Source organism: Streptomyces sp. NPDC016845 (assembly GCF_044332585.1).
Lineage (GTDB): Bacteria > Actinomycetota > Actinomycetes > Streptomycetales > Streptomycetaceae > Streptomyces.
The window spans coordinates 54,321-66,289 of record NZ_JBIRPI010000022.1; the positions used below are offsets into that span (position 1 = coordinate 54,321).

Here is an 11,969-nt window from a genome sequence, read left to right on the forward strand (position 1 = left end):
ACGGTCGTCACGACGGTCGTTGTCGCGGCGGAAACCGCCACGGTCGTTGTCACGGCGCTCGAAGCCACCACGGCCACCACGGTCGTCACGACGGTCGCGGCGCTCGAAGTTGCCCCGCTCGTCGCGGCGCTGACGCGGCTGCTCGTACGAGGACGAACGCTCGGCGCGCTCGGACTGCTGCGGCACCTCGGCGGCGACGGCCTCGGCGACCTGCGCGGCGGCGGCCTCCGCTGCGGCGGCGACGGCCGCGGCCACGCCCTCCTCGTCCTCGCCGCGGTCACGGGCGGCGCGGGCGGTGAGGCGGTCGGCCTGCTCGCGCAGCTCGGCGGCGCGACGGGTGGCGCGCTCCAGCTGCTTGGTCAGCTGGGTGACCTCACGCTCGGCCTGCTGCGCGGCGTTGCCCGCGGACTCGGCCTCGACCTCGGTCATGGACCGGGCCCCGGTGATCTCCGCGACCTCCGGGTCGAAGGCGGCGCCGCCCTGGATGATGTGGCGCCCGGCGTCGACGCCCGCGTCCTCCATCAGGCGGAAGATCTGGCGGCGCTGGTGCGGCAGCGAGAGCGAGACGACCGTGCCGGTACGGCCGGCGCGCGCGGTGCGGCCCGCGCGGTGCAGGTAGTCCTTGTGGTCGCCGGCCGGGTCCACGTTCAGGACGAGGTCGATGCCGTCGACGTGGATGCCGCGGGCGGCGACGTCGGTGGCGACCAGCGCGTTGACGTAGCCGTCCTTGAAGTCGGCGAGGGTGCGGGTGCGCGCGCCCTGCGTCATGCCGCCGTGCAGCGCGTCGGCCTTCACGCCCGCGTCGCGGAGCTGCTCGGCGATGCGGTCGGCGCCCAGCTGTGTGCGGACGAAGATGATCGTGCGGCCCTTGCGGGAGGCGATGGCCGCGGTGACCGGCGCCTTGTCCTTGGGCTTCACGATGAGGATGTGGTGCGACATGGTCGTGACGGCGCCCTGGGCGGCGTCGACCTCGTGGCTGACCGGGTTGTTCAGGTAACGGGTGACGAGCGTCTTGATCTCGTTCTCCATGGTGGCGGAGAAGAGCATCCGCTGGCCGCCGGCCGGAACCTGGTCGAGCAGCTCGGTGACCTCGGGCAGGAAGCCCAGGTCGGACATCTGGTCGGCCTCGTCGAGGACGGCGACCTCGATGTTGCTCAGGTCGCAGGCGCCTCGGTTGATGAGGTCGCGCAGCCGGCCCGGGGTGGCGACGAGGATGTCGACGCCGCGCTCCAGGGCGTAGATCTGGTTGCCCATCGACGTACCGCCGCAGACGACCTTCATCTTGAGGCCGACCTGGTCGCCGTAGGGCTGCAGGGCGTCCGCGACCTGCATGGCCAGCTCACGCGTCGGCGTGAGGATGACGGCGCGCGGCTTGTGCTTCTCGCTGCGGCCGCCGGTGAGGCGGGCCAGCGTCGGCAGGCCGAAGGAGAGCGTCTTGCCGGAGCCGGTGCGGCCACGGCCGAGGATGTCCTTGCCGGCCAGGGCGTCCGGGATGGTCGCGGCCTGGATCGGGAAGGGGGTGGTCACACCGTTCTGCGCGAGCTTGCGCACGACCGGCTCGGGCAGCCCGAGGTCGGCGAAGGTGAGGGTGGGCTCGTCGTTCTCGACGGCGGTGTCGACGCTGTTGTCGATGTTGTCGACGTTGTTGTCGACGGCGGCCTCGGCCGTGGTGTCGACGGCCTCTTCGAGCTCGGCCACGAGCTCGGCGTTGTCGACCGTGTTGTTCTCGATGATGTTCTGGTCAGCAGAAATGGACATGCGAAATGCGAAACCTTCCGGAGTTTCGGCACGCGCCCGTCAACTCCGTGTATTCGCGGTTTCGCAAATCGACCGCCTCAATGCGGTCCAGCCACGGCAAGGGAGAGTACGCGCCACGCGGCGCTCCTGTACGGCGCCGGGCAAATGGGATCAAACGATCTACCACCATACGCACCCCCCACCCCCGAAGGCAAACCACCCGCCTGAGACCCCGGTCACACAGACCTCGGGAGCCACGCCCTACGCCGGGCTCCCGGCCCGTGGCTCCGGCTCCCCCATCAGCTGCGGGGAGGCCCGCTGCTCGTGCGCGGACGACGACGGTTCCGCGGTCGTCGGGGACGGCGTCGGCGTCGGGGACGGCGTCTCCCTCGTCGGCGTCGGCGTGGGCGTCGACGGGGTGGCACGCGGAGTGCTCGGCCGCGCGGACGGGATGTGCCGGACGGGCGGCGCCTGCCTCGACGGGGTCCGCGCCCCGCCGTGCGTCGCGGCGGCGGCGGGCGACGCGTCCCCTTCCGCCGCCGACGCCGTGGCGGAGCCCTCCGGGCTCGCGGGCCGCTCCCCGGCCCGCGCACCGGCCGGGCCGACACCGTCGGCGATCACCGTGCCCCCGTCGGGCGCGGTGCCCTCGCCGCGGTGGGTCGCGGAGTGCGAGGGCGCGGGCGGGCGGCCGTCGTCGTCATCTGCGACGCTCATGCATCCGGCGGCAGCGGCGACGGCGACCGTGGTCGCGGCCAGACGGCCGAGGCGAAGGGCACAAAGCGGTACGGGCAGCCGGCTCACGGGCAAGCACCTCCGGGCATGTGACGGGGACACCCGTCCCAACTCCCGTGCCCCGCAAGAGGACACGCGCGGCGCACGCACCGCACAAAGCCCGCACAAAGAAGCGCCCCCGCCCCGCCCCGTACCCGTACCGGTGTCTCACCCGTACCCGAGCGCATGCAGCCGCGCGTCGTCGATCCCGAAGTGGTGCGCGATCTCGTGCACCACGGTGATCTCCGTCTCGGCGACGACATCCTCCCGGGAGTCGCACATCCGCAGCGTCGGCCCCCGGTAGATCGTGATCCGGTCCGGCAGGACACCCGCGTACCACTCGCCGCGGTCGGTGAGCGGCGTCCCCTCGTAGAGCCCGAGCAGCTCGGGATCGTCGGACGGCGGTTCGTCCTCGACGAACACCGCGACGTTGTCCATGAGCCGCGTCAACTCGGGTGGAATCCGGTCGAGCGCCTCGGCCACCAGTTCCTCGAACTCCTCGCGCGTCATCTCCAGCACACGGCCATTGTCGGGTACGGCCCCGCATGTCCACCCGCCGACTTGGGCATACGGGAGCAATGGCCCGACCGCCCGCTGTCGCCATGCGCCGAGCCCTCTACCGGATCCGGGGCGCCCGCACCCTCTCGTCGGCCGTCCTCCGCCGCCACCGCTCCCGCCACCACAGGACCCCGGCCCTGTCGGCGGACCACGCGCCCCACCCGTACATGCGCGCCCTCGGCCTGGTCGCGGTCGTCCTGCTCGGCGCCTGGCTCGGCCTCCTGGTCGTCGGCAGCGTCCGTACGCCCGTCGGGCCGATGGACACCCGGATGACGCTGCGCCCGTCCCTGTCCGGCGGCACGAAGATCAACGTGTCGCCGCTCGGCGCCCTGGAGCTGGACTCGCACACGGCACCGATCCGCCTCGACGTCGACGTGGACCGGCTCGACCCGGTCCGCTCCCGCGCCCTCGTCGACCACCCCGAGCGCATCTCCGGGCTCCAGGACGAGGTGGCCCGCGACGTCGAGCACGGCACCCTCGACCTGGCCGTCCGCTCCTGCGTGGCGGTCGTCTCCGGGGCGACCGCGCTCGGCCTCGCCGTCTACCGGCGCCCGCGCCGCGCCCTGGCCGCCGGCGGTCTCGCCCTGACCCTCCTCGCGGCGTCGGGCGGCACCGCGTACGCCACCTGGAACCCGAACTCGGTCCTGGAACCCCGGTTCTCCGGGCTGCTCTCCTCGGCGCCCTCGGTGGTCGGCAACGCGCGCTCGATCGTCACCGAGTTCGACGTCTACCAGCGGGAACTGGCCCGCCTGGTCACCAACGTCACCAAGCTCTACGACGTGACGTCCACGCTGCCCACGTACCGCCCCGACCCGTCCACGATCCGCGTCCTGCACGTCTCCGACATCCATCTGAACCCGGCCTCGTGGAAGATCATCGGCTCGCTCGTCGAGCAGTACAGGATCTCGGTGATCATCGACACCGGCGACACCATGGACCACGGCTCCGCCGCCGAGAACGCCTTCCTGGACCCGGTCAAGGACCTGGGCGCGCCCTATGTGTGGGTCCGCGGCAACCACGACTCGAGGACGACACAGAAGTACCTGTCGTCCCGCAAGCGGTTCCCGAACGTGCGCGTGCTCGACGACGGCAGGGCCGTCACGGTCGCCGGGCTTCGCATCGCAGGCACCGGCGACCCGCAGTACACGCCCGACCGCTCGACCGAGGCCCTGGGCGACGCGGCCGAGCGGCTGGCAGGCATCCGGCTCGCCTCGGCCGTCCGCGACCAGCGGGCCGCGGGCACCCCGGTCGACATCGCCCTCGCACACGAACCGGCGGCCGCGCGCGAGACGGACGGCACCGTGCCGCTGGCCCTGGCCGGGCACATCCACCGCCAGAGGATGGAGGTGCTCCCGCTCGGCACCCGGCTCCGCACCGAGGGCTCGACCGGCGGCAGCGGCCTGCGCGCGGTCGAGGGCGAGGACCCCGACCCGGTAGAGGCGTCCGTGCTCTACCTGGACAGCGCGACCAAGCGGCTCCAGGCCTGGGACGAGATCAGGCTCGGCGGTCTGGGCCTGACGACGGCCGAGGTCAGCCGCCATCTGCCGAAGGAGAACCAGCCCGGGGCGACCCCGTCCCCGGAGTCGTCCGCGGGCCCGCCGTAAACCGTTTTGGCGATAGCTCCCCGCATCCCATATGCTTCTCACGTCCCCGACGCGCTGCGAAGCGCCCAGGCGGGCCGATAGCCCTCATCGTCTAGCGGCCTAGGACGCCGCCCTTTCAAGGCGGTAGCACGGGTTCGAATCCCGTTGGGGGCACGCAAGATCGTGTGCGAGACTGTCGCACACAAGCTTGGTCCTGTGGAGCAGTTTGGAGTGCTCGCCACCCTGTCAAGGTGGAGGCCGCGGGTTCAAATCCCGTCAGGACCGCTGAAGTTCCTCGTGGACTTCGTGGCTGGGTAGCTCAGTTGGTACGAGCGATCGCCTGAAAAGCGATAGGTCGCCGGTTCGATCCCGGCCCCAGCCACAGGAATTAGGCCCCGTCTCCGGACGGGGCCTAACGCGTTGTACGGGCCCGTCGCGTGGCCGCGTACGTTCACACGGGTGCCGCGTGCAGCGGCTGCGTCCCGCGTCCGCCCGGGTGCTTGTGGCGCCAGAACCAGAACAGGCCGCTCGACACCACCGCCCACCCGGCGAGCACCAGGAACGGGAAGGCGTGCTGGTGGCCCTGGAAGTAGACCGCCGTGTGCTGCGCGTTCACCGACGCCCCCGGCGGCAGCCACTGGCCCAGGCGGCCGATCACGGTGGGCAGCAGCGGCGGCGCCACCGCGCCGCCCGACGCCGGGTTGCCCACCAGGACGAGCAGCCCCCAGGTCGGGATCATCGCCCAGCGGTGGAAGAACGTGTTGAACATCGTGAAGACCATCCCGCAGCTGAACATCGTCAGCGCGAGGATCAGCCAGGACTCGACGAACGGCAGGTCGAGGGCGCCGAGCCCCCAGTCCACGACCGCCGCCACGGCGAACCCGCCGAACAGCGCGTAGGCGATCGTGAACGCGATCCGTTCGGCCGGGTTCAGCCCGCGCGCGTGGACGCTCAGCTGGATCGCCCCGACAAAGCCGATGATCACGGCCGCGAGGGAGATGTAGAAGATCGCGAGCCCGCGCGGATCGCCCTTCTGCAGCGGGTTCAGGTCCTTCACCGCCACCGGGACGCCGGTCTTCTTGCTGACCACCGGCGCCGCCTGCTGGAACACCTGGGCCACGGAGACGCCGGACGCGCTGGAGAGGTCCAGCTCGACGCGGGCCCCCTTGTCGCGCACGTCGAGCACGGCGAAGACCCGCTGCTCGTCGATGGCCCGACGGGCCTGCGCCCGGGTGGCGTAGTGCTTCAGATCGAGCTGCGCGTCGAGCGCCTTCTCCATCGCGCCGACGAAGGCACTGCGCCGCGCCGCGTCCGGCTCCCCGGTCACCGCCGTCGAGATGTCGTGCGGCGTCGGATTGGCCATCGAGTACGTGTACGAGGCCGCGAACAGCGCCGCCGCCGCGGCCAGGATGACGACGAGCACGCACGCCGGCAGGAACGGGGACTTCTTGTACGAGGCCCAGCGCTCGGACCCCGTCGGCGGCCGTCCGTGCTCCCCGTGGGGCGGATGCGGGCGCGGTGGTTCCGGTTCGGACAAGGAAGACATACCAGGAACGCTAAGGCAGGCATAAGGGACCTACACCCTGAAAACCACCGCGCGAGGCAGCGTGTGCCTGGCGACGCGACGGGCGCCGGGTCCGGCCCCGGGCAAAACCGTTCGCCACCAATTTCCCCGAGGTGAGATCCTGGAGGACGTATGTCTACGCAGCCTGCCCCCGCCGCCGCCGACCGGATCGCCGCCGTAGCGCGGCGCCTGTCCGAGCTGTCCCTCCGTGACGCGCACCGCCTGGGCCGCAGGCTCGAAGGCGCGCGCAAGATCCGCAAGCCCGAGGCGCGCGCCGCCGTGATCGCCGAGATCGACGCCGAGGCGGCGAAGGCCGAGGTCCGTACGGCCGTCCGGCGTGAGCGCCGGGCCGCGCTCGACGTCACGTACCCCGAGCAGCTGCCCGTCAGCCAGAAGAAGGACGAGATCGCCGACGCGATCCGCGACCACCAGGTCGTGATCGTCGCCGGCGAGACCGGCTCCGGCAAGACGACGCAGATCCCGAAGATCTGTCTCGACCTCGGCCGGGGCGTGCGCGGCATGATCGGGCACACCCAGCCCCGCCGGATCGCGGCCCGTACGGTCGCCGAGCGCGTCGCCGACGAGCTGCACACGCCGCTGGGCGAGGCGGTCGGCTGGAAGGTCCGCTTCACCGACCAGGTCGACCAGGACGCCACCTTCGTCAAGCTGATGACGGACGGCATCCTGCTGGCCGAGATCCAGACCGACCGCGAGCTGCGCGCGTACGACACGATCATCATCGACGAGGCCCACGAGCGGTCCCTCAACATCGACTTCCTGCTCGGCTATCTGGCCCAGCTGCTGCCGAAGCGCCCGGACCTGAAGGTCGTCATCACCTCGGCGACGATCGACCCGGAGCGGTTCGCACGGCACTTCGGGGACGCGCCGATCGTCGAGGTCAGCGGGCGTACGTACCCGGTCGAGGTGCGCTACAGGCCGCTCCTGGAGGAGGACTCGGACGACTCCGACCGCGACCAGATCACCGCGATCACGGACGCCGTCGAGGAGCTCCAGCGCGAGGGCGCCGACGGCGACATCCTCGTCTTCCTCTCCGGCGAGCGCGAGATCCGTGACACCGCGGACGCCCTGGAGAAGAAGAAGTATCGGTTCACTGAAGTACTGCCGCTGTACGCGCGCCTCTCGCACGCCGAGCAGCATCGCGTCTTCCAGCAGCACACGGGCAGACGCATCGTGCTGGCCACGAACGTCGCCGAGACCTCCCTGACCGTCCCGGGCATCAAGTACGTCATCGACCCGGGCACCGCCCGCATCTCGCGCTACAGCCACCGTACGAAGGTGCAGCGCCTCCCCATCGAGGCGATCAGCCAGGCCAGCGCCAACCAGCGCAAGGGCCGCTGCGGCCGTACCTCCGACGGCATCTGCATCCGCCTCTACTCCGAGGACGACTTCCTCGCGCGCCCCGAGTTCACGGACGCCGAGATCCTGCGCACGAACCTCGCCTCGGTCATCCTCCAGATGACGGCGGCCGGCCTCGGCGACATCGAGAAGTTCCCCTTCATCGACCCGCCGGACCACCGCAACATCCGCGACGGCGTCCAGCTCCTCCAGGAGCTGGGCGCGCTGGACCCGGGCGAGAAGGACGTACGGAAACGGCTGACGCAGCAGGGCCGCAAGCTCGCCCAGCTCCCCGTCGACCCGCGGCTGGCCCGCATGGTCCTCGAGGCCGACAAGAACGGCTGCGTCCGCGAGGTCATGGTCATCGCGGCGGCCCTCTCCATCCAGGACCCGCGCGAGCGCCCCTCCGACAAGCAGCAGCAGGCGGACCAGAACCACGCCCGTTTCAAGGACGAGACCAGCGACTTCCTGGCCTTCCTGAACCTGTGGCGGTACGTGCGCGAGCAGCAGAGGGAGCTGGGCTCCTCCGCCTTCCGCCGGATGTGCAAGCGCGAGTTCCTGAACTTCCTGCGCATCCGTGAGTGGCAGGACATCTACACGCAGCTGCGCACGGTCGCCAAGCAGATGGGCATCCACCTCAACGAGGAGGACGCCCCCGGCGACTCCGTGCACATCTCCCTCCTCTCCGGCCTCCTCTCCCACATCGGGATGAAGGACGTGAAGGAGACCAAGGAGTCCGTCCAGAAGGACCCGAAGCAGCGCGAGCGCGGGGGCGGGCGCAATGAGTACGTCGGCGCCCGCAACGCCAAGTTCGCGATCTTCCCCGGCTCGGCCCTCTTCCGGAAGCCGCCGCGCTTCGTGATGTCGGCGGAGCTGGTGGAGACCTCGCGGCTCTGGGCGCGGGTCAACGCCAGGATCGAGCCCGAGTGGGTCGAGCCCCTTGCCGAGCACCTCCTGAAGCGCACGTACAGCGAGCCGCACTGGGAGAAGGACCAGGCGGCCGTGATGGCGTACGAGAAGGTGACGCTGTACGGCGTTCCGCTCGTCGCCCAGCGGAAGATCAACTACGGGCGGATCGACCCCGAGGTCAGCCGCGAGCTGTTCATCCGCAACGCGCTCGTCGAGGGCGACTGGCGCACCCACCACAAGTTCTTCGCCGCCAACCGCGCGCTGCTCACCGAGGTCGAGGAGCTGGAGCATCGCGCGCGCCGCCGCGACATCGTGGTCGACGACGACACCCTCTACGACTTCTACGACCAGCGGGTGCCCGAGGACGTCGTCTCCGGCGCGCACTTCGACTCCTGGTGGAAGAAGAAGCAGCGCGAGGAGCCGGAGCTGCTCGACTTCGAGCGCTCCATGCTCATCCGCGAGTCCGCGGAGGCCGTCACCAAGGACGACTACCCGGACGTCTGGCGCCAGCGGAATCTGAAGTTCCGGGTGACGTACCAGTTCGAGCCGGGCGCGGACGCGGACGGCGTGACCGTACACATCCCGCTCCAGGTCCTCAACCAGGTCACGGACGAGGGCTTCGACTGGCAGATCCCGGGCCTGCGCGAGGACGTGGTGGTCGAGCTGATCCGCTCGCTGCCGAAGCCGATCCGGCGCAACTACGTGCCCGCGCCCAACTTCGCGAAGGCGTTCCTGGACCGGGCCGTGCCCCTCAAGGAGCCGCTGCCGATGACGCTCGCGCGCGAGTTGCAGCGGATGGTCGGCGTCCCGGTGTCGGCCGACGACTTCGACCTGAGCCGCGTCCCGGACCACCTGAAGATCACCTTCCGGATCGTCGACGAGCGGCGCCGCAAGCTCGCCGAGGACAAGGACCTGGAAGCGCTCAAGCTGAAGCTGCGGCCCAAGGCGCGCCAGGCCATCTCCAAGGCGGCCGCGGCGACGGCCGAGCGCTCGGGCGGCGAGTCCGTCGAGCGCACGGGCCTGACCGACTGGACGCTCGGCACGCTCTCCCGCGTCTTCGAGACGCGAAGGGCCGGCCAGCCGGTCAAGGCGTACCCGGCGCTCGTCGACGACGGGGACACCGTGTCCGTACGTCTCTTCGACACCGAGGCCGAGCAGGCCCAGGCCATGTGGAAGGGCACGCGCCGGCTCATCCTGCGCAACATCCCGGTCAACCCGGGCAAGTTCGCCTCGGACAAGCTGACCAACGCCCAGAAGCTCGCCCTGTCCGCGAACCCGCACGGCACCGTGCAGGCCCTCTTCGACGACTGCGCGATGGCGGCGGCGGACAAGCTGATCGCGGACTTCGGCGGCCCCGCGTGGGACGAGGAGTCGTACCGCAAGCTCTACGAGAAGGTGCGCGCGGAGATCGTCGACACGACTGTGCGGACGGTCGGGCAGGTGCAGCAGGTCCTCGCCGCCTGGCAGGCGTGCGAGCGTCGCCTGAAGGCCACCACCAGCCCGACGCTGCTGCCCAACCGGCAGGACGTGCGCACGCAGCTGACGGCGCTCGTGCACCCCGGCTTCGTGACGGACACCGGCCTTCGCCGGCTGCCCGACCTGATGCGCTATCTCGTCGCGGCCGACCGGCGGCTCCAGCAGATGCCGACGAGCGTCCAGCGGGACACCACCCGCATGGAGAAGGTCCACGAGATGCAGGACGAGTACGCCTGGCTGCTCGAACAACTGCCGCAGGGACGGCCCGTGCCGCAGGAGGTCCTGGACATCCGCTGGATGATCGAGGAGCTGCGGGTCAGCTACTTCGCGCACGCGCTGGGCACGGCCTACCCCGTCTCGGACAAGCGGATCGTGAAGGCGATCGACGCCGCGGCACCGTGATCACCCAGGCACATGGAGTGAGTTCGACCTGCGGGCCTGCACTGCTGTAGAGTCCTGCTCGCAGCGCAACGCGGTAACAGCGCAGCAAAGAGCAAGGTCCTGTGGAGCAGTTTGGAGTGCTCGCCACCCTGTCAAGGTGGAGGCCGCGGGTTCAAATCCCGTCAGGACCGCACAGATCGAGAAGCCCGCACCGTCATGGTGCGGGCTTCTTCGCGTGCGCGCCCCGCACGCGCATCCGCACCCGCGCTCGCACCGCGCCCTTGACTCCGGCACAGGCCCTCGGTACTCCGGAACCAGAAACAGCGCCCGGCACGGCGAGAGGCGGACCCATGGCGGCACCCGTACAGCGTCACGAAGTCAGGGCGCTCCTGCGCGCCCACCTCGCCGCCGCCTCCGGACACCGCCATCTGACCCGGCACTGCCCGATCTGCCACCGGCTGCTCCGTCTCGCCCTGGAGCCCGCCACAGAGGCCCATGACGGGCCCAGGAGCGCCCGGGAGGAGGACGGGGACGAAAGTCCCCGGAAGCAGTGACCAAAGCCGACCCGCGCGCCTCTCAGGAAGTGGCACTCTGAAGGCAGGTTCCGGGACAGATCCCCTTTAGCGCACGGGCGTCACCAGCAACAAGCTCCCCGGGGTGTGACGGGTGTCACCGAACTAGTTTTGGAAACACCGTTTCTTACACCCTCCCTACAACTGCTCAATTTAATATGTGCAATTGCACTGCCCTCACAGCTGACCGCCAGGTACCCACCAGGGACCGATCAAGCCCTCACAAGGGCGCCCACAGATCACCGCCGCAGGACGCCGGCCGCCCCCTCTTGCGCACAAAAAAGATCGCGCTGGACCCGGCGGAGTCCAGCGCGATCGACGACGCGCCCGTGATGCAGTTGAGATGACACTTCAGTGGGCACGGGTTCCGTTGGGGCAGAACCCGCGTCGTGTGGAGCCAGTGGTGGGCGCGGTACGGGTTGGGGGGCCCGGAACGCCCGGTAATGCTGCGTTGTGCGGTGCCTCAGGCCTCGCTGCGCTGCTGGGGGATTCCCGCCAGCAGGGCGCGGACCTCGGCCTCGCGGTAACGGCGGTGCCCGCCGAGCGTGCGGATCGACGTGAGCTTGCCAGCCTTGGCCCAGCGCGTGACGGTCTTCGGGTCCACGCGGAACATCGTGGCGACCTCGGCGGGGGTCAGCAGCGGCTCGGCATCAGGGGTGCGAGCGGTCATGAGCGGCCTCCTCGGGAGAACCGAACCTTCTCGGTTCTTTCCTTTAAATTCTGCACCTTGACCCGCGTTGCCCGAAATGGCGGACACGGGTCGAGTCGGTTATAGGACGAACGGCTTGTCCTCGGCACTACAACTACACCATCCGTCCAGCCTCGTCGGCCAAACCGATGGAATTGCCCTCCCAGGTGTTCATCAGCGACGGAAGCCGATGGACCATGCCATAGCGGACAGTCACGCCACAGTGACGATCAGTCACAGAGCGATCAGGAGTCGTCAGACCCCCCAGCGGCAATGCAATGCTGAGTAATCCGTCCATGGCTGCCTATGGATGGACATAGATGGACGGATGGAGCCCTCCCCGGGCTCCTTGTCCTATTTTGGCACGAGGAGGG

At 70.1% G+C, this 11,969-nt stretch carries 8 protein-coding genes and 4 tRNA genes; 7 read left to right on the forward strand and 5 right to left on the reverse strand.

Going from position 1 to position 11,969, the window contains the following annotated elements; translation table 11 throughout:
- The 3 genes from ACH4RC_RS34250 to ACH4RC_RS34260 all read right to left on the reverse strand — a co-directional run.
- On the reverse strand, positions 1 to 1,758 hold a 1,758-nt coding region (locus ACH4RC_RS34250), incomplete at its 3' end, for a DEAD/DEAH box helicase (protein WP_398207824.1).
- A 240-nt stretch (positions 1,759 to 1,998) separates the two neighbouring features.
- Positions 1,999 to 2,451, reverse strand: a complete 453-nt coding sequence (locus ACH4RC_RS34255) for a hypothetical protein (protein ID WP_398207825.1) — start codon at positions 2,449 to 2,451, stop codon at positions 1,999 to 2,001.
- Between the two features lie 225 nt (positions 2,452 to 2,676).
- Positions 2,677 to 3,027 (reverse strand): metallopeptidase family protein, encoded by a 351-nt coding sequence (locus tag ACH4RC_RS34260; RefSeq protein ID WP_361076768.1) that lies wholly within the window; start codon positions 3,025 to 3,027, stop codon positions 2,677 to 2,679.
- Between the two features lie 59 nt (positions 3,028 to 3,086).
- On the opposite strand from ACH4RC_RS34260, the gene ACH4RC_RS34265 reads away from it, so the two are divergent.
- From ACH4RC_RS34265 to ACH4RC_RS34280, 4 genes are all read left to right on the forward strand, one after another.
- Positions 3,087 to 4,670, forward strand: a complete 1,584-nt coding sequence (locus ACH4RC_RS34265) for a metallophosphoesterase (RefSeq protein WP_398207826.1) — start codon at positions 3,087 to 3,089, stop codon at positions 4,668 to 4,670.
- A gap of 80 nt (positions 4,671 to 4,750) precedes the next feature.
- A tRNA-Glu gene (locus ACH4RC_RS34270) sits at positions 4,751 to 4,823 on the forward strand.
- Between the two features lie 36 nt (positions 4,824 to 4,859).
- Positions 4,860 to 4,934, forward strand: a tRNA-Asp gene (locus ACH4RC_RS34275).
- A 23-nt stretch (positions 4,935 to 4,957) separates the two neighbouring features.
- Positions 4,958 to 5,031 (forward strand) — tRNA-Phe (locus ACH4RC_RS34280).
- 69 nt (positions 5,032 to 5,100) lie between these two features.
- Here the strand turns inward: ACH4RC_RS34280 and ACH4RC_RS34285 are convergent.
- Entirely contained in the window at positions 5,101 to 6,195 is a 1,095-nt protein-coding gene (locus ACH4RC_RS34285) for an ABC transporter permease (RefSeq protein ID WP_398207828.1), read from the reverse strand.
- Between the two features lie 150 nt (positions 6,196 to 6,345).
- On the opposite strand from ACH4RC_RS34285, the gene hrpA reads away from it, so the two are divergent.
- The 3 genes from hrpA (at position 6,346) to ACH4RC_RS34300 (ending at position 10,889) form a co-directional block, all read left to right on the forward strand.
- Positions 6,346 to 10,356 carry an ATP-dependent RNA helicase HrpA gene (hrpA, locus tag ACH4RC_RS34290; RefSeq protein WP_398207830.1) on the forward strand — a complete coding sequence of 1,337 codons (4,011 nt, stop codon included), beginning with the start codon at positions 6,346 to 6,348 and terminating at the stop codon, positions 10,354 to 10,356.
- 95 nt (positions 10,357 to 10,451) lie between these two features.
- A tRNA-Asp gene (locus ACH4RC_RS34295) sits at positions 10,452 to 10,526 on the forward strand.
- A gap of 159 nt (positions 10,527 to 10,685) precedes the next feature.
- Positions 10,686 to 10,889, forward strand: coding sequence for a DUF6274 family protein (locus ACH4RC_RS34300; RefSeq protein WP_398207832.1), 204 nt, complete (start codon positions 10,686 to 10,688; stop codon positions 10,887 to 10,889).
- A gap of 481 nt (positions 10,890 to 11,370) precedes the next feature.
- Here the strand turns inward: ACH4RC_RS34300 and bldC are convergent, their stop codons facing one another.
- Positions 11,371 to 11,577, reverse strand: coding sequence for a developmental transcriptional regulator BldC (bldC, locus tag ACH4RC_RS34305; RefSeq protein WP_003949541.1), 207 nt, complete (start codon positions 11,575 to 11,577; stop codon positions 11,371 to 11,373).
- Positions 11,578 to 11,969 lie beyond the last annotated feature (392 nt).